This window comes from Nocardioides sp. NPDC059952 (assembly GCF_042730435.1).
Taxonomy (GTDB): Bacteria; Actinomycetota; Actinomycetes; order Propionibacteriales; family Nocardioidaceae; genus Nocardioides.
The window spans coordinates 21094-42997 of the sequence record NZ_JBHWLY010000049.1 but is presented as its reverse complement, the minus strand read 5'-3'; the positions used below and the strand labels follow the sequence as shown (position 1 = coordinate 42997).

Annotated in this window: 23 protein-coding genes; 11 read left to right on the top strand and 12 right to left on the bottom strand. The window is 69.8% G+C overall.

Annotation, left to right across the window (positions count from 1 at the left end):
* Positions 1-118 precede the first annotated feature (118 nt).
* From ACFV9G_RS20560 to ACFV9G_RS20550, 3 genes are read left to right on the top strand one after another with little or no spacing between them, the layout of a single operon-like run.
* Positions 119-925, top strand: a complete 807-nt coding sequence (locus tag ACFV9G_RS20560) for an enoyl-CoA hydratase (RefSeq protein ID WP_378729393.1) — start codon at positions 119-121, stop codon at positions 923-925.
* Between the two features lie 35 nt (positions 926-960).
* The gene (locus ACFV9G_RS20555; protein ID WP_378729392.1) at positions 961-1929 is read left to right on the top strand and encodes an NAD(P)-dependent alcohol dehydrogenase; all 969 of its coding nucleotides are present in this window, start codon (positions 961-963) and stop codon (positions 1927-1929) included.
* A gap of 55 nt (positions 1930-1984) precedes the next feature.
* On the top strand, positions 1985-2482 hold the full coding sequence (locus tag ACFV9G_RS20550) for a GNAT family N-acetyltransferase (protein ID WP_378729391.1): 498 nt from the start codon (positions 1985-1987) through the stop codon (positions 2480-2482).
* Positions 2483-2495: 13 nt separating this feature from the next.
* Here ACFV9G_RS20550 and ACFV9G_RS20545 read toward each other — a convergent pair whose 3' ends face one another.
* Complete coding sequence (locus tag ACFV9G_RS20545) at positions 2496-3719, bottom strand: cytochrome P450 (protein ID WP_378729390.1); 1224 nt, start codon at positions 3717-3719, stop codon at positions 2496-2498.
* Positions 3720-3918: 199 nt separating this feature from the next.
* On the opposite strand from ACFV9G_RS20545, the gene ACFV9G_RS20540 reads away from it, so the two are divergent.
* Genes ACFV9G_RS20540 through ACFV9G_RS20525 form a run of 4 tightly spaced genes read left to right on the top strand, consistent with a single transcriptional unit; the run spans position 3919 to position 9571 of the window.
* Complete coding sequence (locus ACFV9G_RS20540; RefSeq protein WP_378729389.1) at positions 3919-5082, top strand: steroid 3-ketoacyl-CoA thiolase; 1164 nt, start codon at positions 3919-3921, stop codon at positions 5080-5082.
* Between the two features lie 2 nt (positions 5083-5084).
* A complete protein-coding gene (locus ACFV9G_RS20535; RefSeq protein ID WP_378729388.1) occupies positions 5085-6707 on the top strand; it encodes a GMC family oxidoreductase in 1623 nt (540 codons plus the stop codon).
* A gap of 33 nt (positions 6708-6740) precedes the next feature.
* On the top strand, positions 6741-8324 hold the full coding sequence (locus tag ACFV9G_RS20530; RefSeq protein ID WP_378729387.1) for a succinic semialdehyde dehydrogenase: 1584 nt from the start codon (positions 6741-6743) through the stop codon (positions 8322-8324).
* A complete protein-coding gene (locus tag ACFV9G_RS20525; RefSeq protein ID WP_378729386.1) occupies positions 8321-9571 on the top strand; it encodes a hypothetical protein in 1251 nt (416 codons plus the stop codon). The genes ACFV9G_RS20530 and ACFV9G_RS20525 overlap by 4 nt, the downstream gene beginning before the upstream one ends.
* A 3-nt stretch (positions 9572-9574) precedes the next feature.
* Here ACFV9G_RS20525 and ACFV9G_RS20520 read toward each other — a convergent pair whose 3' ends face one another.
* The 11 genes from ACFV9G_RS20520 to ACFV9G_RS20470 all read right to left on the bottom strand — a co-directional run bounded on the left by ACFV9G_RS20520 (position 9575) and on the right by ACFV9G_RS20470 (position 20046).
* On the bottom strand, positions 9575-10000 hold the full coding sequence (locus ACFV9G_RS20520; RefSeq protein WP_378729385.1) for a nitroreductase/quinone reductase family protein: 426 nt from the start codon (positions 9998-10000) through the stop codon (positions 9575-9577).
* A gap of 80 nt (positions 10001-10080) precedes the next feature.
* On the bottom strand, positions 10081-11691 hold the full coding sequence (locus tag ACFV9G_RS20515; protein ID WP_378729384.1) for an FAD-dependent oxidoreductase: 1611 nt from the start codon (positions 11689-11691) through the stop codon (positions 10081-10083).
* A complete protein-coding gene (locus ACFV9G_RS20510; protein ID WP_378729383.1) occupies positions 11688-12974 on the bottom strand; it encodes an NAD(P)-binding domain-containing protein in 1287 nt (428 codons plus the stop codon). Before ACFV9G_RS20510 ends, ACFV9G_RS20515 begins: the two co-directional genes overlap by 4 nt.
* Positions 12971-13717 carry an SDR family oxidoreductase gene (locus ACFV9G_RS20505; RefSeq protein ID WP_378729382.1) on the bottom strand — a complete coding sequence of 249 codons (747 nt, stop codon included), beginning with the start codon at positions 13715-13717 and terminating at the stop codon, positions 12971-12973. The genes ACFV9G_RS20510 and ACFV9G_RS20505 overlap by 4 nt, the downstream gene beginning before the upstream one ends.
* A 14-nt stretch (positions 13718-13731) precedes the next feature.
* Positions 13732-15216: an aldehyde dehydrogenase gene (locus ACFV9G_RS20500; protein WP_378729381.1), complete on the bottom strand. Its 1485-nt coding sequence runs from the start codon at positions 15214-15216 to the stop codon at positions 13732-13734.
* Positions 15213-15812, bottom strand: coding sequence for a hypothetical protein (locus ACFV9G_RS20495; RefSeq protein WP_378729380.1), 600 nt, complete (start codon positions 15810-15812; stop codon positions 15213-15215). Before ACFV9G_RS20495 ends, ACFV9G_RS20500 begins: the two co-directional genes overlap by 4 nt.
* A gap of 1 nt (position 15813) precedes the next feature.
* Positions 15814-16008, bottom strand: a complete 195-nt coding sequence (locus ACFV9G_RS20490) for a ferredoxin (RefSeq protein WP_378729379.1) — start codon at positions 16006-16008, stop codon at positions 15814-15816.
* Positions 16005-17375 carry a cytochrome P450 gene (locus ACFV9G_RS20485; protein WP_378729378.1) on the bottom strand — a complete coding sequence of 457 codons (1371 nt, stop codon included), beginning with the start codon at positions 17373-17375 and terminating at the stop codon, positions 16005-16007. Before ACFV9G_RS20485 ends, ACFV9G_RS20490 begins: the two co-directional genes overlap by 4 nt.
* Positions 17372-18148 carry an SDR family oxidoreductase gene (locus ACFV9G_RS20480; protein ID WP_378729377.1) on the bottom strand — a complete coding sequence of 259 codons (777 nt, stop codon included), beginning with the start codon at positions 18146-18148 and terminating at the stop codon, positions 17372-17374. Before ACFV9G_RS20480 ends, ACFV9G_RS20485 begins: the two co-directional genes overlap by 4 nt.
* A gap of 112 nt (positions 18149-18260) precedes the next feature.
* Positions 18261-19496: a cytochrome P450 gene (locus tag ACFV9G_RS20475; RefSeq protein ID WP_378729376.1), complete on the bottom strand. Its 1236-nt coding sequence runs from the start codon at positions 19494-19496 to the stop codon at positions 18261-18263.
* Position 19497: 1 nt separating this feature from the next.
* Positions 19498-20046, bottom strand: a complete 549-nt coding sequence (locus ACFV9G_RS20470; protein ID WP_378729375.1) for a TetR/AcrR family transcriptional regulator — start codon at positions 20044-20046, stop codon at positions 19498-19500.
* Positions 20047-20117: 71 nt separating this feature from the next.
* Here ACFV9G_RS20470 and ACFV9G_RS20465 point away from each other — a divergent pair, with 71 nt between their 5' ends.
* From ACFV9G_RS20465 to ACFV9G_RS20450, 4 genes are read left to right on the top strand one after another with little or no spacing between them, the layout of a single operon-like run.
* A complete protein-coding gene (locus tag ACFV9G_RS20465) occupies positions 20118-20711 on the top strand; it encodes a nucleotidyltransferase (protein ID WP_378729374.1) in 594 nt (197 codons plus the stop codon).
* Positions 20704-21447, top strand: coding sequence for a metallophosphoesterase (locus ACFV9G_RS20460; protein ID WP_378729373.1), 744 nt, complete (start codon positions 20704-20706; stop codon positions 21445-21447). The genes ACFV9G_RS20465 and ACFV9G_RS20460 overlap by 8 nt, the downstream gene beginning before the upstream one ends.
* Positions 21444-21707, top strand: a complete 264-nt coding sequence (locus ACFV9G_RS20455) for a BON domain-containing protein (RefSeq protein WP_378729372.1) — start codon at positions 21444-21446, stop codon at positions 21705-21707. The genes ACFV9G_RS20460 and ACFV9G_RS20455 overlap by 4 nt, the downstream gene beginning before the upstream one ends.
* A 6-nt stretch (positions 21708-21713) precedes the next feature.
* Positions 21714-21899, top strand: a complete 186-nt coding sequence (locus ACFV9G_RS20450; protein ID WP_378729371.1) for a hypothetical protein — start codon at positions 21714-21716, stop codon at positions 21897-21899.
* Positions 21900-21904 lie beyond the last annotated feature (5 nt).

Below are 21904 nucleotides of genomic sequence, written 5' to 3'. Positions count from 1 at the left end.
CCGGCGGGTCGCTGTTCTCCTCGTTTGGGGTCGTGGGTTCGCAGCCCCCGACCAACTGACCTCGTCGAGTCGGCGCGTCATGACGAGCCGACTCGACGTGTGCTGAAGGAGTTCTGAGATGACGTACGTCGAGATGGAGCACCCGACCGAGGACGTCGCGGTGGTGCGGCTCAACCGGCCGGAGCGGATGAACTCGATGGCGTTCGACGTGATCGTGCCGCTGGTCGCTCAACTCAAGGAGATCTCGGCCGACAACTCGGTGCGTGCGGTGATCCTCACCGGGACCGGGCGCGGCTTCTGCTCCGGTGCGGACCAGAGCGGTGAGAAGGGCCGGATGCCGGGGATCGAGGGGCTCACCGCTGTGTCGGTGGCACTGCGGGCGATGGAGATCCTCGAGGACCTGATCCTCACCCTCCGCACCATGCATCAGCCGGTCATCGCGGCGGTCAACGGCGCCGCGATCGGCGGCGGGCTGTGCCTGGCGCTGGCCTGCGACATCCGGGTGGCCGCGTCGTCTGCGTACTTCCGCGCAGCCGGGATCAACAACGGCCTCACCGCCAGTGAGCTGGGGCTCTCCTACCTGCTCCCCCGCGCCGTCGGCTCCTCCCGCGCCTCGGAGTGGATGCTGACCGGACGCGACATCGACGCCGACGAGGCCGCGCTCACCGGCCTGGTGTCCCGCGTCGTACCCGACGACGAGCTGATCGAGAGCTGCCTGGAAACGGCAAGCGCCATCACCCGATGGAGCCGCCCGGGCGTCGAGCTCACGAAACGTACGCTCATCGACGCGCAGAGCGCTGCGGGCTTCGAGCAGCACATGCACGGCGAGGGCCTCGGCCAGCTCCTGGTCCGCCTCCTCACCGGCAACTTCGAGGAGGCCGTCACCGCGCGCAACGAGAAGCGCTCACCGCACTTCCGCGACTGACCCGCTAGCGTTGCTCAGCGAGACAGGAGGCGGCGATGCTGGCGCTGACCCAGAGAACGTACGGCGGGCTCGACGCGGTCGAGATGGCTGATCTCCCGGTGCCCGAGCCGACCGCCGATGAGGTGCTGGTCGAGGTCCATGCCTGCTCACTGAACGGGTCCGACCGGGAGAACCTCGCCGGCTCGCCGTTCTACTCGCGCGTCGGCGGCCTGCGCAGACCCCGGCGGCCGGTGCCCGGATCCGACATCGCGGGTGTGGTCTCAGCGGTAGGGCGGGAGGTGAGCGAGCTCTCCGTCGGCGACGAGGTCTTCGGGGAGCTGGCCGGCTACCGCGGCGGGCTGGCCGAGTATGTCGCCACGAAGCCGCGGCTGCTCGCGCGCAAGCCGTCCGGTTTGACGTACGTCGAAGCCGCCTCCATCCCGCAGGCCGGTTGCATCGCCTGGCGCGCCATCGAAGGACGAGTGCATCCGGGCGACCGGGTGCTGGTCAACGGCGCAGGCGGTGCGGGGGGACCGCTCGTCATCGGGCTGGCCAAAGCCCGGGGCGCCGAGGTCACCGCCGTCGACCGGGCCGATAAGGCCGACTTCCTGCACCGGATCGGCGCGAGCACCACCGTCGACTTCGAGGCCGAGGACTGGGCCGATCACGCCGACCACCGCGAACGCTACGACCTGATCGTCGACCTGGTCGCTCACCGCTCCCCCTTCCGCGTCCACCGCGCCCTGCGCCCGGGCGGCACCTACCGGATCGTCGGCGGCTCGACCCGGATCCTGCTCGCCGCCCTGCCCGCCCGCCCGCTCATCAAGGCACGCACCGGCAAGGACGTCGGCGTACTCGTCGTGCCCCAGTCGCGCGCAGACCTCGAGGCGATCACCGCGCTGGTGACGAGCGGCGTCGTCACGCCCGCCATCGACAGCACCTTCCCGCTGAGCGAGGCGGTGGCCGCGTACGCACGTCTCGCGAGCGGCGACAACCAGGGCAAGATCGTCGCGATCATGCGCTGACGCGCCACGCCCGTTCTGTCGATCTGAACCACGGCCTCAGATAGCGTGCGGTGCCATGGAGTATGCAGGGCTCAGCAAGCTGCTCGTCGTCCCCGAAGGGTTCGAGGCGCCGAAGGTGCTCACCCACGGCGAGCTGACGGCGCGGCCGCTGTCGCGCGAGTGCCTGGCAGATGACGTACGAGCGATCAACGCCGACCGGGAGCTCATCAACGCGACTCGGGGCGGCGGGTGGCCGGACGGGCCGACGTCGGAGGAGGACGACTACATCGACCTGGTCTGGCACGAGGGCGAGTGGAAGGAGAACAAGTCGTTCTCCTACGTCCTGGAGACGTCCGGACTCGGCTACGTCGGGTGCGCCTATCTCTACCCGCTGGGCGTCCGGCAGGAGCTGAGCGAGGAGCTGGCGACGTACGACGTCGACGTCAGTTGGTGGGTGACCACCGAGGCTTATCAGCAGGGGCTCTACGAGGTGGTCCACGAAGCACTGAAGAAGTGGGTGCCGGGGAACTATCCGTTCCGCCGGCCCCACTTCTCCAACGTGGTGATTCCTTAGATCGTGCTGGCCGTCAGGCGTAGGTGACCGGAAGCTCCTTGATGCCGTTGATCCACGCGTGGCGCAGGCGGCGCGGCGTGCCGTTGGGCTTCAGGTCGGGCATCCGGTCGGCGATCACGTCGAACATGATCCGCACCTCCATCCGAGCCAGGTTGGCCCCGATGCAGTAGTGGGCGCCGTGGCCGCCGAAGGCGAGGTGGGGGTTGTGCTCGCGGGTGATGTCGAAGGTGTCGGCGTCGTCGAAGACCTCCTCGTCATGGTTCCCGGAGGCGTAGTAGAGCCCGACCCGCTGCCCGGCCTTGACGAGCTGGCCGCCGACCTCCACGTCGTTGATCGCGGTGCGGTGGAAGACGGTCACCGGGGTCGCCCAGCGGATCACCTCGTCGACCATCGTGTCGGGCCGCTCCTTCTTCCACAGCTCCCACTGGTCGGGGTTCTCGAAGAAGGCCTGCATGCCGTGGGAGATCGCGTTGCGGGTGGTCTCGTTGCCGGCGACCGCGAGCAGGATGACGAAGAAGCCGAACTCGTCATCGCCCAGCGCGCCGCCCTCCATCTCCGCGTTGACGAGCTTGGAGATGATGTCGTCCTTGGGGTCGGCCTTGCGCTCGGCGGCCAGCATCATGGCGTACGTCAGGATCTCGATCGAGGCGGCCTCGGGGTCGGCGTCGTAGTCCGGGTCGTCGTAGGCGAGCATCTGGTTGGACCAGTCGAAGAGCTTGCGGCGGTCCTCCTGCGGGACGCCGAGCAGCTCGGCGATGGCCTGGAGCGGGAGCTCTGCGGCGACCTCGGAGACGAAGTCGCCCTCACCCTTGGCCAGCGCGTCGTCGATGATGCCGTTGGCCCGCTCGATCAGGCGCTCCTTGAGGGCGTTGATCGCGCGCGGGGTGAATCCGCGGCTGATGATCTGGCGCAGCTTGGTGTGGTCGGGCGCGTCGTGGTGGATCAGCATCGCGCGCTGCAGCTCGACCTGCTCGCGGGTCATGTCCGGCGCGAACCGGATGATGACGCCGTTCTCGTTGGTGCTGAAGTTCTCGCTGTCCTTGGAGACGGCGAGGATGTCCTCGTGCTTGCTGACCGCCCAGAAGCCGGTGTCGAGGAACCCTGCTCGTGCTTCGGGCTTCTGCTCGATCCAGAAGACCGGAGCCGTACGTCGCAGCTCCATGAACTCCTGGAGCGGGACGCGCTCCTCGTTGAGCACGGGATCAGTCGGATCGAAATCCACGGGGAGAGCGGTCACGGGTGTGCTCCTTCGAGGTCTTTTCTGTAACACGTTCTAGTTTATCGTCACACAGTGCCCAGGATCACACAAGGGTTGCGCTAAACGAGAACACGTTCTACTTTGGGACAATCGAGTGTAACCGGTGTCACGTCATCAGGCGTGGCCGTGGGCGGCCGCGCACCAGCGACTTGTCGATACCCCTGAAGAGCGAGGTTCCATGGGCACGCCCGTCATCGTCGAAGCCGTCCGTACCCCTATCGGCAAACGCAAGGGCTGGCTGGCGGGTCTGCACCCGGGCGTCCTGCTCGGTGCCGCCCAGGTCGAGGTGCTCAAGCGCGCCGGTCTCGACCCTGACCTGGTGGATCAGGTCATCGGCGGCTGCGTCTCCCAGGCCGGAGAGCAGTCCAACAACATGGTCCGCCGCGCCTGGCTCCACGCCGGGCTGCCGATCCACACCGGCTCCACGGTCATCGACGCGCAGTGCTCCTCGGCTCAGCAGGCCACGCACCTGATCAACGCGATGATCGCCTCCGACCAGATCAAGGTCGGCATCGCCTGCGGCATCGAGTCGATGTCACGCATCCCGCTGGGCGCCAACGTCCCCCAGGGAGCCGGCGATCCGCGTCCCGCTGACTGGAACATCGATCTGCCCAACCAGTTCGAGGGCGCCGACCGAATCGTGAAGGACCGCGGGTTCTCCCGCAACGAGGTCGACGAGTTCGGGCTCTGGTCGCAGGTCAAGGCGCGCCAGGCGCGCGACGCCGGCCGCTTCAAGAGCCAGATCTTCGCCGTCGAGGCCCCCATGCTCGACGACGAGGGCAACCTCACCGGTGAGGTACGCACCGTCACCGAGGACCAGGGCATCCGCGACACCTCCCTCGACAAGCTCGCCGGGCTGAGCCCGGTGCTCGAGGGCGGCACCCACACCGCCGGTACGTCCTCGCAGATCTCCGACGGAGCCTCGGCCCTGCTGCTGATGGACTCCGACGTCGCCGCCTCCCTCGGGCTCACCCCGCGGGCCCGGATCGTCACCTCCAACCTCGTCGGTTCCGACCCCTACTACCACCTCGACGGCCCCGTCCAGGCGACCGAGAAGGCGCTGAAGGACACCGGGATGACGATCGGCGACATCGACATCGCCGAGGTCAACGAGGCCTTCGCCGGCGTGGTCATGTCCTGGGCCAAGGTGCACCAGGTCCCCGAGGAGAAGATCAACGTCAACGGCGGCGCGATCGCGCTCGGCCACCCGGTCGGCTCCACCGGCACCCGCCTGCTCACCGCGGCGCTGCACGAGCTCGAGCGCCGCGACGCGTCCACAGCACTGGTCTCGATGTGCGCCGGTGGCGCGCAGGCGACCGCGACGATCATCGAGAGGATCTGATCGTGCCCAAGTCCAAGGTCACCGAGGCCGAGTACGTCGTCGTCGGCGCAGGCTCCGCCGGTTGTGCCGTCGCCGGCCGCCTGGCCGCGGCCGGCAAGTCCGTCATCCTGCTCGAGGCGGGCAAGAACGACAAGCACAACTACCTGGTCACCAAGCCGGGCATGATCGGCCCGATGCACGCCGAGCCGCGGCTGAAGAAGCTCGTCGACTGGGGCTACCACACGGTCCCCCAGCAGCACGCCCGTAACCGCGAGCTCCCCCAGCCCCGCGGCAAGGTGCTCGGCGGCTCCTCCTCCATCAACGGCCTGCTGTGGGTCCGGGGCAACCGGGCCAACTACGACGCCTGGGCGGCCGAGGGCAACACCGGCTGGGACGCGGACTCGGTCAACGAGGCGTACCGGAGGGTCGAGGACTACGAGGGCGGCGGCACCGACTACCGCGGCACGGGTGGGCCGATCAAGGTCATGAAGCACCCGCGGCCGACGGAGGCGTCACTCTCCTTCCAGCGCGCAGCCGCCGAGACCCTCGACGTGAAGGTGCTCGACGACTACAACGGAGCCGAGCAGGAGGGCGTCTCGACCTTCCAGCAGAGCGCGATCGACGGGCTGCGCTACTCGGCCTCCCGCGGCTATCTCCACGACCAGGACCTGCCCAGCCTGACCACGCTGACCCGGGTGCACGTCTCCCGGATCGTGATCGAGAACGGGCGGGCGACGGGCGTCGAGATCGTCACCAAACAGGGTCCTCAGACGATCTCGGCCTCCCAGGAGGTCATCGTCTCCGCGGGCGTCTTCGGCTCGGCACAGCTGCTGATGCTCTCCGGAATCGGTCATTCCGCCCACCTCGCCGAGCACGGCATCACCGCGCTCCACGACCTGCCGGTCGGGGACAACCTGCACGACCACATGTTCGTCCCGACCACGTGGGAGATGCCGACGGCTCTGCACCACGGCACCGCCGGCTACTTCGGCAAGGCGGTCCTCAAGGAGCAGACCGTCGGGAAGTCGATCCTCGGGCACACCGTCTTCGAGACGGTCGGTTTCGTACGCACCTCGCTGGCCACCGACGTACCCGACCTGCAGCTGCACGTCCTTCCCTGGGCCTACCCCTCCCCCAACCAGGACGCGCCGGTCCGCCACGACGTCGACCCGCGGGCCGCGCTGACGGTGATGTCGTCGCTGATCTACCCGCGCTCGCGCGGGACGCTCCGGCTGCGCAACGCCGACCCGGCGGCCGAGCCGCTGATCGACTTCAACTACCTCGCCGAACCCGACGACAAGCGCGTGCTCCTCGAAGGCGTGGAGATGATCCGCGGGATCATGGCCTCCCCGGCCTTCGGCGACCAGGTCAAGTCCGAGATCCACCCCGGCAAGGCCCTCGACGCCGAGGCGATGAAGGACGAGGTCACCAACCGGGCGACCTCGATCTACCACGGTGTCGGCACCTGCCGGATGGGCGTCGACGAGCGGGCCGTGGTCGACCCGCAGCTCCGCGTACGCGGCATCGACGGCCTCCGCGTCGCCGACGCCTCCATCATGCCGTCCATCATCGGTGGCAACACCAACGCTCCGGCGGTCATGATCGGTGACCGTTGCGCAACCTTCGTCCTTGACGACAATTCATAGAGCATCCTCGACGAGAGCTGATCGGACTCAGACATGAGCACTGACACCGCGAAGACCGCAGGCGTACGCCGCCCCGACTGGATCACCGAGGAGCTGCTGGGCGAGCTGGTCTCCCGGGTCCCGTCCTCGACGGGTGCGTCCTGGAAGCTGACCGAGGTCTACACCGGTGAGGTGCTGGTGGCGCTGCCGCAGTCGTCACCGGCCGACGTGGAGCGGGCCGCCGAGGCCGGGCGTGCTGCCCAGCGCGCGTGGGCGGCGACCCCGCTCCCGGAGCGGCTGGCCGTCTTCAAGCGCGCCCACGAGCTGATCCTGCGCAACCAGCACAAGATCGCCGACCTCATCCAGGCCGAGTCGGGCAAGGCCCGCCGGATCGCGTTCGAGGAGGTCTGCGACCCGCCCATGGTGATCTCGCACTACCTCAAGCGGGCGCCGAAGCTCCTCAAGGACAAGAAGCGTCCGGGCATGATGCCGGTGCTGTCGAGCTCGATCGAGCGCCACCCGCCGCGGGGCCTGATCGGGATCATCGCGCCGTGGAACTTCCCGTTCGCGACCGGTCTCTCCGATGCGATCCCGGCGCTCATGGCCGGCAACGCTGTGCTCCTCAAGCCCGACAACAAGACCGCACTCTCGCCGCTGTTCGGGATCTCGCTGCTCGAGGAGGCCGGGCTGCCGAAGGGGCTCTTCCAGGTCGTCTGCGGCGAGGGGCCGGACGTCGGGCCGACCATGCTGGACAACGTCGACTACGCGATGTTCACCGGCTCGACCGCCACCGGCCGGGTCATCGGCGAGCAGGCCGGGCGCAACCTGATCGGCGCCTGCCTCGAGCTCGGCGGCAAGAACCCGATGATCGTCCTCGACGACGCCGACATCGACGAGACCGTCGACGGCTCGATGTTCGCCGTCTTCGGCAACACCGGCCAGATCTGCATGCACATCGAGCGGATCTACATCCCCGATGCGATGTACGACGAGTTCCGCGACAAGTTCGTGGCCGCCGTCGAAGGGATGCGGATCGAGGCGGCGTACGCCTTCGGGCCGGACCTGGGCGCGCTGGTCTCCCCCGACCATCTCGCGCGGGTCCAGTCGCACGTCGAGGACGCGGTCGCCAAGGGCGCCACGGTCCTGACCGGCGGGAAGGCACGCCCCGACGTCGGGCCGACCTTCTTCGAGCCGACCATCCTGGAGGGCACCACCAAGGAGATGATCCACGGGGTGACCGAGACCTTCGGGCCGGTGGTCTCGCTGCACCGCTACTCGACGCTCGAGGAGGCGATCGAGCTGGCCAACGACACCGACTACGGGCTCAACGCCTCGGTGTGGACCACGAACTTCAAGCGCGCTCAGGCGATCGCGGCGCGGATCGAGTCGGGCAACGTCAACATCAACGACGGCCTGGCCACCGCGTACGCCTCGAAGTCGACCCCGTCCGGCGGCATGAAGCAGTCCGGCGTCGGTGCCCGGCACGGCGACCAGGGGCTGCTGAAGTACACCGAGACCCAGAACGTCGCGACCCTGAAGAAGCAGGTCATGGGGCCTCAGGGCAAGCAGACCTTCGACGACTACGCCAAGCAGATGCAGACGTCGTTGCGCTGGATGCGGAAGCTCCGCATCCGTTGACCCCGTCAGCCCGGTCCCGCTACACAGACCTGACCAGGGAGGAGCTCGCCGAGGTCGTCCGCGAGCTCCTCCTGATCGGCCAGCTGATCGACCGCTCCGGGATGGCGTGGTGCATCTCCGCCTTCGGGCGTGAGGAGATGCTGCGGATCGCGATCGTGGAGTGGGCCGCGGCCTCGCCGATCTACACCCGGCGGATGCAGGTCGCGCTGGGGTATGCGCCTGCTGTGCCGGGCCAGGGTGACGTACCGACCATCTTCAAGGGCCTCCAGCTCGACATCGGTGCGCCGCCGCAGTTCATGGACTTCCGCTACACCGTCCACGACGCTCGCCACGGCGAGTTCCACCTCGACCACTGCGGCGCACTGATGGACGTGGAGCCGATGGGCGAGGAGTACGTCCGCGGCATGTGCCACGACATCGAGGACCCGACCTTCGACGCCACCGCCATCGCGACGCACCCCCGCGCCCAGGTGCGCCCGGTCCACCGGCCGCCACGGATGCCGGCCGGCCGGACACCGCACTGCCGCTGGACCGTGGTCATCGACGACTCCCACCCGGAGGCGCAGGCCATCGCGGAGCTGGCCGTCAACGAGCGTTCCCGGGCGGCGCTGCTCGAGCTGGCGCCGATCGATCCTGCCGATGACGGCGCGGCCGACTACGCCGGACCGCTCCTCGCCGATCTCGATCTGGCCGGTTTCTCCCATTCGGCGCTGGTGCGGATCGCCGACGAGGTCTGCCTGCAGATGGCGCTGCTCGACCGTGGCTTCACGCTCGCCCTGGAGCCCCGGGCGACCTCTCCCGAGCAGCTCCTCGACATCCGCCGCAAGCAGCTGGTCGGGGTCGCCGGCATCGCCGGTTCACGCCTCGCCCGGGCTCTCTCGCTGCCGCCGGACGTCAAGGGAGCGGTGCGGCTGCTCGCGCTCCATCCGATGCTCAACCCCGCTGCCTACGTCGCGGTCGAGGCAGATGCCGACGCGCTCGTCGTGCGGCCCTCCCCTGCCGACGAGGACGGTGCCTGGGTCTCGCTGATCGGGCCGGAATGGTTCGTTCCGCTCCGGGCCGCGGTGCAGTCTCTCGACCCTCACCTCGACGTCGAGGTGACCGCTCTCGAGGACGGCTGGCGGGCCGAGGTCGTACGCCGCGCCGAGCCCGCCGCCGAGGCCTCCGAGGTCGCGGTGGTGCGGTTCAGCACCGGCGCGGACTTCGCCTTCGAGCCGCGCCGGTCGCTGCCGATCACACCGGTCTGAGGCTCAGCGCCTTCGCAGCGCGAGCACCGGGATCACCCGGTCGGTCTTGGCCTCGTACTCGCCGAAGCCCGGGCTCATCGCCTTGAACCGCTCCCAGGCGGCGTCGCGCTCGGCGCCCTTCAGCTCGGTGACCTCGACCTCGACGACGCCCTCATCGGGGGTCTCGATCTTGGTCTCCGGGTAGGCCAGGAGGTTGTGGTACCAGGCCGGGTTCTCCGGTGCGCCGGCCTTGGAGGCGGCGATCAGCCAGGTGTCGGCGTCCGGGTGGAGGTTGGCCACCGGGGAGACGCGCTCCTTGCCGGTCTTGGCCCCGGTGTGGTGCACGAGCACGAGCCCCCGCCCGAACGGCACCGAGGTGACGTTGCCGTCGTTCGAGCGGAACTCGTCGATGATCGACTGGTTCCAGTCCTTGTATTCGCTGCCTGACATCGAGTGCCTTTCCCCGAGGATCGGTTTCCACCCACTCTTGCAGACATCCCCAACGGACAAGGGTCAAACGCGGACAAGGGTCAAACGCGGGCAAGCGCCGCGATCCGCACCTGCTCCTCGCGGTCGGTCACCTTCGCGCGGGGTCGGCCGATCTCCTTGCCGGCCTCGCGCTCGTGGGTGTCGAGCGTGTTCCAGCCGGCCTGGTCGACGACGATCACCCCGCGCTCAGCCAGGAGGTCGTCGAGGGACTCTCCGGCGGGGGCGGCGAGCGAGCCGGCGGCGTGGTCGTCCAGGAGGGTGCGTACGGTCTCGGCGGCGCAGGCGCGGTTGGTGCCGATCACACCGCTGGGGCCGCGCTTGGCCCAGCCCGCGGTGTAGGTGGCCTCGGTCCCGATCACGCGGCCGGCCTCGTGCGGGAAGCGGCCGCTGCCCTTCTCGTTCGGGACACCATCGACCCCTACGGAGCGGTAGCCGGTGGCGCGAACGACCAGGCCGGCCTCGATCTCCTCGCCGCCGCCGAAGCGCACGCCGGTGACGGTGTCGGCGCCGAGAATCTCGGTGGGCGTCAGGCCGAAGCGGAGGACGAGCCGCTTCGCGGCGTTCGTACGCGGCCGGGCGGCCAGGTCGCGGAGCAGGTCGGCCTTCTGGACCGCGGCGAAGGTGCCGGCGGTGCGCTCGGCCACATCGTCCTCGGTCGGAAGTCCGGCGAGGTCGGCCTCGTCGACCACGACGTCGATGCCTGGGTCGTCGGCCAGCGCCCGCAGCTCGGGGCTGGTGAACGCGGCGTGCTCGGCGCCACGACGGGCGGTGACGACGACCTCGCGGATGCCGCTGGCGGCCAGCGCCGCGAGCGCGGCCGGAGCCAGGTCGGAGGACGTCAGCGCCTCCTCGTCGGCCAGCAGCAGCCGGGCCAGGTCGAGAGCGACGTTGCCGTTGCCGATGACGACGGCGCGCTCGTGGGCGAGCGGGAAGGTGAGCGCGGCCCGGTCGGGATGTCCGTTGTACCAGCCGACGAGCTCCGCGGCCGAGGTCGAGCCCGGCAGCTCCTCCCCCGGCAGGCCGAGGCTGCGACCCTCGCCCGCGCCGGTCGTGTAGACGACCGCGTGGTGGGCGCCGAGCAGCTCCTCGTGGGTGACGTCTCGCCCGATCTCGACGTTGTAGCGCGTGCGCACCCGGCGGTGGCGGGCCGTCTTGGCGAAGTCCTCGGCCACCTCCTTGGTGTCCAGGTGGTCCGGCGCGACGCCGTAGCGGACCAAGCCGTACGGGGTCGCGAGCCGGTCGATGACGGTGATCTCGACGTCACAGCGGCGGGTGGCGGCGAGCTCCTGGGCGACGTACCAGCCTGCGGGGCCGGCTCCGACCACTGCGACCTTGAGCGGGCCTCCGGGGATCTTGGCGCCGGCCGGCGGCAGCGGCGCGGGCTCGTCCTGCTCGCCGGTGAACTCGAAGAAGGCGGCGTTGATGTCGACGTAGGGCGCGAAGGCGTCGGGGACCTCGTAGTCCGGGAAGATCGCGCTGACCGGGCACGCGTCCTCGCAGGCGCCGCAGTCGATGCACTCGTCGGGGTGGATGTAGAGCATCTCGGCGGCGCCGAACCCCGGCTCGTCGGGGCCGGGGTGGATGCAGTCGACCGGGCAGACCTCGACGCAGGAGGCGTCGTTGCAGCAGGACTGGGTGATGACGTACGTCATGAGCGCTCCACCTTCTTCTGGGCCGCCCTCCGGGCCTTGCCGATCGCCTCCTCGACGACCGTGTTCATCCTGGCACCGTTGGGCCATCCCGCGTAGTGACTCAGGAAGACGACGATCTCGCGCAGCTCGTCCTCGTCGAGCTCGCCGTTGGCGTACGCCGCGGGGATCTGGATCCCGAGCACGTCCGCCGCGCCCTGGCCGGCGAGCAGGCCGATCAGCAGGAGCCGGCGGTCGCGCGTGGTCAGGCCCGGGCGCTGCCAGATGTCCCCGAAGAGATGGTCGGCGGTGTAGCGGAAGAAGTCGCCCTCGCCGTCGGCCATGTCGAAGCCGTAGACCTCCTCCATCTTGCGCAGCCCTCGAGCGCGGGCTTCGGGGAGGTCGGCGAACTTGTCCTCCGCCGGTTCTGCCGGGCCGGATCCGGACAACCCGAGACCCGGCGCCAACCGCTCGCGCGCGAGCCGGGCGAGCGGCACCTCGACGCCGAGCTCGTCGGCGAGGGCGATCGCGAAGCCGAGGTCCTTCTCCCCCAGTGCGGCCACGTGGCCGAAGACGCCGTGCCAGAAGTCGGTCTCCTCGATCGGCGCGGTGGTGTCGCGGTGCATGATCGCACCCGGTCCACCGGTGATCGCGTCGGTGTGGCGGACGACGTCGCCGAGCGCCACCAGGTCCAGCCCGGCAGCCTCGGCGAGGCGCTGGGCCTCGGTGGCTGCGGTGAAGGAGGCGAAGTGGAGCAGGTTGCGGGCCAGCTTGAACCTGGTCCCGGAACCGATCTCGCCGGCGTGGACCACCTTGGTGCCCATCGCCGCCAGGACCGGGCCGGCCGCTGCGTACGCCTCGGGGCTGCCGCCCACGAGGATCGCCAGGGTGCCCTCGGCGGCTCCCATCGGGCCGCCGGAGACGGGGGCGTCGAGCACGTGGACACCGTGCGGCTGGGCGGTCGCGGCCAGCTCGGCGGGGGTCTTCGGGGCAACCGTGGAGTGCACGAGGACCGTCAGCGGGGCACCCTCCGGCCGGTCGCCGGCGGCGGCGAGCACCTCGGCGAGCACGTGGCGCACCTGGTCGTCGTCGCGCACCATCACGCTGAGCACGTCGACCGCGGTCGCCAGGTCGGCGACCGAGGCGGTCGCCTTCGCGCCCGCAGCGCTCAGCTCCGCGACGGGCTCGGGTGCGATGTCGTGCACCCACAGCTCGATCCCGTCCGTGCCGGCGAGCTGGAGCGCCATCGGCTTGCCGATGTTGCCGAGCCCGACGAAGCCGGCGCGTGTCCTCGGCGCGGCGTTCACAACCGGAACGTCCCGCCACCGTCGACGGCGATGATCTGGCCGGAGATCCACGAGGAGTCCTCGGAGAGGAGGAACTTCGCGGTCCCGACCATGTCCTCGGTGGTGCCGAGGCGCTTGATCGCCATCTGCTTCGTCATCTCCTTGGCCGCGTCACCGGCCTGGGTCCGGGTCGCCTCGGTGTCGGTCGGCCCCGGCGCGATCGCGTTGACCCGGATGTTCATCCCGCCCAGCTCGTGGGCGAGCTGCTGGGTCAGGCCGTTGATGCCGACCTTGGCCAGTCCGTAGAAGCCGGAGTAGAGATAGGCGGCGGTGGAGGACTGGTTGACGATCGCCCCGCCGCCCCGCTTCTGCATCGCCGGGTAGACGGCGCGGGTCATCACCAGCGCACCGTTGAGGTTCACGCTCATGAACTTCTCGTAGTAGTCCCAGTCGACGGTGATCAGCAGGTCGAAGGCCATGTCGCCGTAGATCGCGGCGTTGTTGACCAGCCCGTCGATCCCGCCGTACGCCTCGGTCGTCTCGGCGACCAGCGCGGCCGCCGAGGCGTGGTCGGAGACGTCGCAGCGGATGAATCTCGCGACACCGCCGGCCGCCTCGATCTCCTTGGCGACCTGCTGCCCCTTCTCCTCGTTCAGATCGGCGACGACGACGGCAGCGCCCTCGGCGGCGAACCCCTTGGCGTACGCCTCCCCGATCCCCTGCGCCGCCCCGGTGACGACGATGACCTTGTCCGTGAACCTCATGGTCTCTCCTGTGCTCATGCCGGCTCCGCGACCAGCTTGGTCTCGAGGTACTCCTCGAAGCCTTCGACACCCATCTCCCGGCCGAGGCCGGACTGCTTGTAGCCGCCGAAGGGCGCGTCGGGGCCGAACCACTGGCCGCCGTTGACGCCGATCGTGCCCGTGCGGATCCGGGCGGCCACCGACTTCGCGCGCTCCAGCGACCCCGATTCCACGGAGCCGGAGAGGCCGTAGGGCGAGTCGTTCGCGATGCGTACGGCATCGTCGTCGCCGTCGTGCGGGATCACCGTGAGCACGGGGCCGAAGATCTCCTCGCGGGCGACGCGGGCGGAGTTGTCGAGGCCGGCGACGACGGTGGGCTGGATCCAGAAGCCACCGGCGAGCGCGCCGTCCTGGACCGCGACCGCGCCGCCGGTGGCGATGCGGCCACCCTCCTCCTCGGCGAGCGCGAGGTAGCCGAGGATCCGGTCGCGCTGGACCGCGGAGATCACCGGGCCACAGATGGTGCCGGCATCGGCGGGGTCGCCCGCGCCGAGAGAGGCCATCGTCGCCGCGGCCGACTCGACGGCCGCGTCATAGGACGCGCGAGGCACCAGCAGACGGGTGGTCAGAGCACAGCCCTGACCTGCGTGGACGGCCACCGAGAAGGCCGCCATCGAGGCGGCCGAGGCGACGTCGGCGTCGTCGAGGACGATCGCCGCGGACTTCCCGCCGAGCTCGAGGAAGACCTTCTTCAGACTGGGCGCCGCGGCGGCCATGATCGCCCGGCCGGTGGCCGTCGATCCGGTGAAGGAGACCAGGTCGACCCGCGGGTCCTCGGCCAGCATCGCGGCCACCCGGTTGTCGCGTGGGGTCACGACGTTGAACACGCCCGGCGGGATGTCGGTGTGCTCGGCGACCAGACGGCCGAGCTCCGCGGCCAGCCACGGGGTGTCGGGGGCGGGCTTGAGGACCACCGTGTTGCCCGCGGCCAGCGCCGGGCCGACCTTGGCCAGGTTGATCTGGTTGGGGAAGTTCCACGGCGTGATCGCCGCGACGACCCCGACGGCCTCCTTGCGCACGGTGCGGCGCGAGGAGATCCCCATCGTGACCCCGACGCCCAGGTCGCGCTCCCACTCGTAGGACTCGGCCAGGTCGATCGTCCACGCCAGGGTCTCGACCGGGGTGTCGAACTGCGGCCCGGCCACCAGGAAAGCGGGCGCGCCGACCTCGGCGGTGGTCAGCTCGCGCAGCGCCTCGGCGTTGTCGAGGATCGCCTGATGGAGCTGACGCAGGCACCGGACCCGCAGCGCCACGTCGGTCGACCAGTCGGTCTCGTCGAAGGCCCTGCGCGCGGCGGCGATGGCGGCGTCCATGTCCTCGGCCGTCGAGTCGGGCGCGCGCCCGATCTCCTGCCCTGTGGCCGGGTTGAGGATGGCGTACGTCTCGCCGGAGCTCGCCGCGCCGAGCTTGCCGTCGACGAGCTGCTGGGCGGGCGGGTTGGTGGGTTCTCTGGTGGTCACACGGACTCCTGGGTCACGAAGGTTCCGGCCGCGACGGGCGGCGGCCAGACGGTCGAGGGCAGGTCGGCGAGGCGGTAGTGGCCGGGCTGCTCGATCCCGTTGAGCGACATCCGCTCCAGCAGCCCGGCGGTCGCCTTCTTGGCCTTGACGATGTCGAGGAAGGTGGTCGCGGTGGAGCCGAGGTCGAACCAGTCGCGCTGCCAGGCGAACTCGAGCCCATCACCGTCAGGGCGCGGCGCGAGACCGAACCAAGAGCCGCCGATCCCGAGGATCTCGTACTCCTCCCCGGTCGCGTCGTCGACGATCCCGGCGCGCTGTCGCCAGAAGCCGATCACCATCGCGTTGACGTCGTCGATGACCGTCGCCTGGTAGTCGTAGTGCCAGCCCTCGAGCCCGGCCATCTCGGTGCCGAGCGCCCACTCCCGGATCTGCTCGCGGCCGACCGCCATGAAGTGCTCGTCGGGGGTGTACATCCAGCCGTACGTCGCGTCCTCGGCATAGACGTCGGCCAGCTGCCCCCAATCACCCTCAGCCTCTGCTTTACGGTTAAGGCTGAGCCAGTCGGCCCAGAGCCCTTCGATCGCGGTGCGGTCCATGTCAGTCCTCCAAGGTGAGAGCGAAAGCAGGGCAGTACTTGACCGCCGCACGTGCGGCGGGGAGCTGCTCCTCGGACGGTTCGGTGATGCGTACGACGACCTGGTAGCTGTCGTCGTCGAAGCCGAAGAGCTCCGGCGCCTCGGCGAGGCACTCCTGGTGCCCTTGGCACAGCCCCAGGTCGGCGACGAGCTTCATGCTCTGCCACCACCCACGGGCCGCCGCCGGTAGCGGACGCGGCAGGGCTGCTGGAGCTGGATCACCATCTTGGTGAAGTCGTCGGCGTAGGACTCCAGCGGCTGTGCCGCCTCGAACGAGTAGTCGCGCAGGATGACCGAGAAGATCGCCTTCATCTGCATCATCGCGAACGCGTTGCCGACGCAGCGGTGCTTGCCGGCGCCGAACGGGATCCAGGTCCAGCGGTTCTGCATGTCCTCCTGGCGCGGATCGATGTAGCGGCTCGGGTCGAAGGAATCGGCCTTCGGGAAGTCGGCCTCGATCCGATTGGAGACCCGCGGCGAGGCGGCCAGCAGGGTGCCGGCCGGGATGGTCTCTCCGAGCAGCTCGAAGTCCTCGCGCACCAGCCGCATCAGGATGATCAGCGGCGGGTGCAGGCGGAGCGTCTCCTTCAAGGCGGCCTCGAGCACCGGGATCGAGCGCAGCGCCTGGAAGGAGACCTCCGAGCCGTCCGCGTAGAGCTCATCGAGCTCGCCCACGACGTCCGCCATCACCGACGGGTTCCGCAGCAGCTCGATCATCGCCCACGACGCGGTCCCCGAGGAGGTGTGGTGGCCGGCGAACATCATCGAGATGAAGATCCCGGTGATGGTGTCGGTGTCCATGTCGATCGAGATCAGCACGTCGAGCAGGTCGCGCTCCTCGCGCGGGACCTTGCCGCGCACGACTCGCTTGTCGATGATCGCCTGGACCAGCGCGACGAGCTTCTCCCGGGCGGCGTCGCGCATCCGGAAGCTCTCGATGTCGGCGTAGGCGTCGACGTACGCGATCGCGTCCGTGCCGTGCTCCAGCTCGTGGTAGTGCTGGGCGAAGGACGCGTCGAGCTCCTCGCGGAACGGCTTCCCGACCAGGCACGCCGAGGTCGTGTAGATGGTCAGCTCGGCGAAGAAGTCGAGCAGGTCGATCTCGCCCTCTTCGCCCCAGCCGGCGATCATCCGGCGGATCTCGGCCTCGATCGTCTGCGCGTGCCCGCGCATCATGTCGCCGCGCAGCGCCTGGTTCTTCAGCATCTGCTGCCGCTCCTCCGGCGAGGCGTCGAAGACGACGCCCTTGCCGAAGATCGGCGTCATGAACGGGTACGCCGCGGCCTGGTCGAGCACGTCGTCGGGTGCCCGGAAGAAGGCCTCGTTGGCCTCGGCCCCGGTGACCAGGACGACGTCCTTGTCGGCGAGGCGGAAGCGCCCGAGGTCTCCGCACTCCTCGCGGACGCGGGTGAACAGCGAGATCGGGTCGACCCGCATCTCGGGCAGGTGCCCGGTGCCGCGGATGATCTCGGGAACGCTCGGGTCCTGGTCGTCCAGGACGGTGGAGACGGTGGGGATCGTCATCGTGCCTCCTGCACAGGGGCTTCGGGGTTGACGTCGATGGTGCTGATGTGGACTCCGCGGGCAGCGGTCACGACCGTCGTGATCGCGTCGGCCAGCGCGCGGGCCTTGAGGAAGTGCGGATGCCGGGCCAGCCCCCACTTCACCCACTGCTCCAGCACGGACCCGCCGAGCTCGGCGGGCCACTCGTTGCCGATGTCGGAGTGGGTGGGGCCAGGTCGCACGATCGAGGCTCGAACCCCGGTGCCCTCGAGCTCCATCTGGAGCGCGTTGACCATGCCTTCGAGGCCCCACTTGGAGGCTGCGTACGCCCCCATGAACGGTCGCGGCCTCAGCGCCACGTCGGAGGAGAGGAAGACCAGGTCGCCGCGTCGCCGTTCGATCATCCCGGGCCCGAAGGCGCGCAGGACGCGGTGGGCGCCGAGCAGGTTGATGTCGACCTGCCCCGCGAAGGTCGCGGTGTCCACGTCCACCGTGGCACCTGGGTGGGTGACGCCGGCGTTGCTGACCAGGACCTCGACGTCGCCCAGGTCCGCGGCCACCTTCGCGGCGAACTCGGCCACCGCGTCGTCGGAGGTCACGTCCAGAGGGTGCGCGACCGCCTCTCCCCCGTCGGCCCGGATCGCCGCGGCGACCTCCTGGATCCGTTCGACCCGCCGGGCACCGAGCGCGACCGGAAAGCCGGCCGCGGCCAGCGCCTTCGCGGTCTCCGCGCCGATCCCGGACGAAGCGCCGGTGATCACCGCCGGGCGGCGGTCAGGCTGTGCGTACTTCATGCGTCCTCCCTGGATGCTGACCGAGGTACCTCGGCGAACGCGCACTGACTTCGCGGAACTCCGCGAAGGAGGTGATTGCCGACCGAGGTATCTCGGTGAGCATTCGCCCCGCTCATCGCACCCTCCAGCCGAAGGTGACAGGCAGCTCGGCGAACCCGCGCACGCTCGTGGAGTGCACGCGGACGGCACGGTCGGTGTGGACCTCGAACCCGGACGTACGCCGCACCAGCTCCGCCAGCACGACCTTGGCCTCGAGCCGGGCGAGGTTGGCGCCGAGACAGAAGTGCCGGCCGACGCCGAAGCTCATGATCCTGCCGAGCTCGTCGGAGGGGCGGTGGACGTCGAAGACGTCCGGTGCTGTGAAGACGCGCTCGTCGCGGTTGGCCGAGCCGAGCAGGACGAGCAGCTTCGAACCGGCAGGGACGACCTGGCCGTGCAGCTCGACGTCCGAGGCGACGTAGCGGGCCAGCATCTGGCTGGAGGTGTCGTGGCGCAGCGTCTCCTCGATCCACGAGCCCACCAGCGCGCTCTCGCCCGGGTCGGCGAACACCTCGGCGAGCTGACCGGGATGGGCGCCGAGGTGGAAGAGCGCATTCCCGAGCAGCTTGGTGGTGGTCTCGTTGCCCGCCACGACCATCAGGAACAGGAATGCGATCACCTCGTGGTCGACCAGCCGGTCCCCGCCGACCTCGGCCTCGATGAGCGCCGAGGTGAGGTCCTCGCTGGGCTGCTTGCGCCGCTGCGCGACCATCTCGGCGTAGTAGCCGATCAGCTCCAGCGCGGCCGTCATCCCGGCCTCCGGCACGTCGCGTACGCCGTCTTCCCGGTGCACCACCAGGTCGGCCAGGCGGCGCACCTCGTCGCGGTCGGCGACGGGGACGCCCATCATCTGGGAGATCACGTCCATCGGGAGCTTGCCGGCGAGCCCGGCGATCCAGTCCACCTCGGCCCCAGGCTCGGCCCCGCCTTCGGCCAGCGCGTCGAGGTAGTGGTCGGCCAGCTCCTGGATCTGCGGTGCCAGCTCACGGACACGACGGGGCGTGAACCCCGCCGAGACCAGCTTCCGCAGCCGGGTCTGCTCCTTGCCGTCGAGAGCCAGGAAAGACATCACCCGATGGGCGTCGGCGTTCCAGGCGCTGGCGTCGAGCGAGACCCCCATCCGGTTGGAGAAGGTGACGTCGTCCTTCACCGCGGCGTGCACGTCGGCGTGCCGGGAGAGCGCCCAGAAGTCGTCGGAGGCGTTGTAGTAGAGCGGCGCCTCGTCCCGCAGCCTGGCGTAGACCGGGTACGGGTCCTCGTGGAAGTCGTAGTCGTAGGGGTCGAAGATCTCGGTGGTGGTGCTGGTCATCTCACTCCTCGCCGACGATCACGGCGACGACCGGGGCGAGCCGGTCGGCCATCTCGTCGTAGGTCATCAGGCCCATGCCCGCCTGCAGCAGCGCCCCGGAGAAGGCGAGCAGCAGGGCTTCGCGCTCGGCGTCGGCCGCACCGTCACCGAGCGCCGCCTCGAACCGGGCCGCGAACTCAGCCCCGATCCGCAGCCGCAGCCGCTCGACCGCGGAGTCGGTGCCCAGCAGCGCGGGCGTGACCGCCGCCGCGAGCGCCGGTTCCTCCGCGATCCGGGTGGTCAGGCTGCGTACGGCTGCCTGCACCCGGTCCGCGCGGGATCCGGTCTCCTCGACCGCCGGCGCCTGGGCCAGATGGCGCCAGAAGAGCTCGGCGAAGAGGTGGTTCCTGGAGGCGAGGTAGGTGTAGGCCGTGGCCGGGGAGACCCGGGCCCGCGCGGCGACCGAACGGATGGTCAGTGCCTCGTGGCCGACCTCGCGCAGCTCCTCCAAGCCGGCAGCGAAGACTCGCTCGGCCGTCTCCGCTTGGCGGCTGCTGGTTGCGCTGGACACGTGTCCAGATTAGAACACGTTCTCGTTTCGGGCAAGGGTTGATCGGCATCGAATCGGGGTACCGCAGCGGTATGCCGAGAACAGACGTGCTGGGCGATGAGTTCCAGCGACAACGAGATGTCCTCAAGCTGGTGGGCGCGACGCTGAAGGCCGCCGAGATCCCGTTCGCGCTGGCCGGCGGGTACGCGGTCTGGACCCGAGGCGGTCCGGAGAGCACCCACGACGTCGACTTCGTGCTCCCCGAGGAGTGCGTCGAGGACGCAGTGCACCGCCTGCTCGACAACGGCATGGACCGCGTCGGCGCCCCCGAGGACTGGCTGGTGAAGGTCGGCCACGACACGGTGGTGGTGGACCTGATCCACCGGCTCCCGACGGGGCCCGTCGACGACGAGCTACTGATGCGGTGCACGGAGCTCCCGGTCGACTCGGTCACGATGCCCGTCATGTCCGCGACGGACCTGCTCATCTCGCGCATGCTGGCGCTGAGCGAGCATGCCTGCGACCTCTCGCCGATTCTCGGCTCGGCCCGCGCCCTGCGCGAGCAGGTCGACTGGCGGCTGGTGCGACAGGAGGCGAAGCGGAGCCCCTTCGCGCAGTCCGCGATCGGCCTGCTGGACGCGCTCGCCATCATGGAAGCAAGCAATATGGGAGGACCCGATGCCTGACCCGATTCGCGTGGCAGCAGTGGGTGACGTACATCTGGCCGACGACCTGCGTGGCCGCTACGCTCCGCTCCTCGCGGACATCTCCGAGGAGGCCGACGCGCTGCTCGTCGCCGGTGACCTGACCCAGCACGGGACGGTCGAGGAGGCGGAAGCGTTCGCCGACGAGTTCGACGCCGCCGACGTGCCCGTCCTCGTCGTGCTCGGCAACCACGACTACCACTCCGGGGCCGAGCGTGACATCGCCCGGCTGCTGGAGGACCGCGGCGTGACCGTCCTCGAGGGAACCTCGGCCACGATCGAGACGGATGCCGGCCGGCTCGGCGTCGCCGGCGTCAAGGGCTTCTGCCTGGGCTTCCACGGTCGTTGTGCCGCCGATTTCGGCGAGCCCGAGATGAAGGCCTTCACCGGCCACGGCATCGAGACAGCCGGCGTCCTGCGCCGGGCTCTCGACGACCTCGAGGCAGAAGAACCGGACGTCACGGTCGCGCTCTCGCACTTCGCCCCGGTCGACGACACCTTGGTCGGGGAGCCCAAGGAGATCTGGCCGTTCCTCGGCAACTACCGGCTGGGCGAGGCGATCGACGAGACGGGCGTGGACCTCGCGGTCCACGGTCACGCCCACGCCGGTCGCGAGAAGGGCATCACCCCGGCCGGGGTCCCCGTACGGAACGTCGCCCAGCCCGTCATCCAGGCGGCGTTCCGCGTCTACGACGTCGTCCCGAGGAGGTCGGCATGAACGAACGGCTGGCACGAGACCTGGAGCGCGAGATCGCGACCGACCCACGCACCAACGAGCTGGGCATCCGGGTCGAGGTACGCAGCGACCACCTCGTCGTCTCCGGCGAGGTGGCCTCCGAGGAGCGCCGGGCCACGGTGCTCGAGGTCGTCAGGGAGCACGAACCCGGGCGCGACATCGTCGATCACGTCATGCTCAGCGCCGAGCCCGGACCGGGAGGACCCGGCCACGAGCAGATCGACCCAGCAGAAAGGAGCTGATCACCGATGAACGGCACCATCGTCGCAGTCGTGGTCGGGATGATCCTGTTCTGGAGCGTTCTCACGCTCATCGCGGCGCTCCTGGACCGGCGTCGCAGCCGTCAGATCGACGACGACCTGACCCAGATGGAGCGCAAGTACCACCTCGACGGCCGCGACCGGTACGGGAGCTTTGACCAGCGAACCCGTTGACCCCG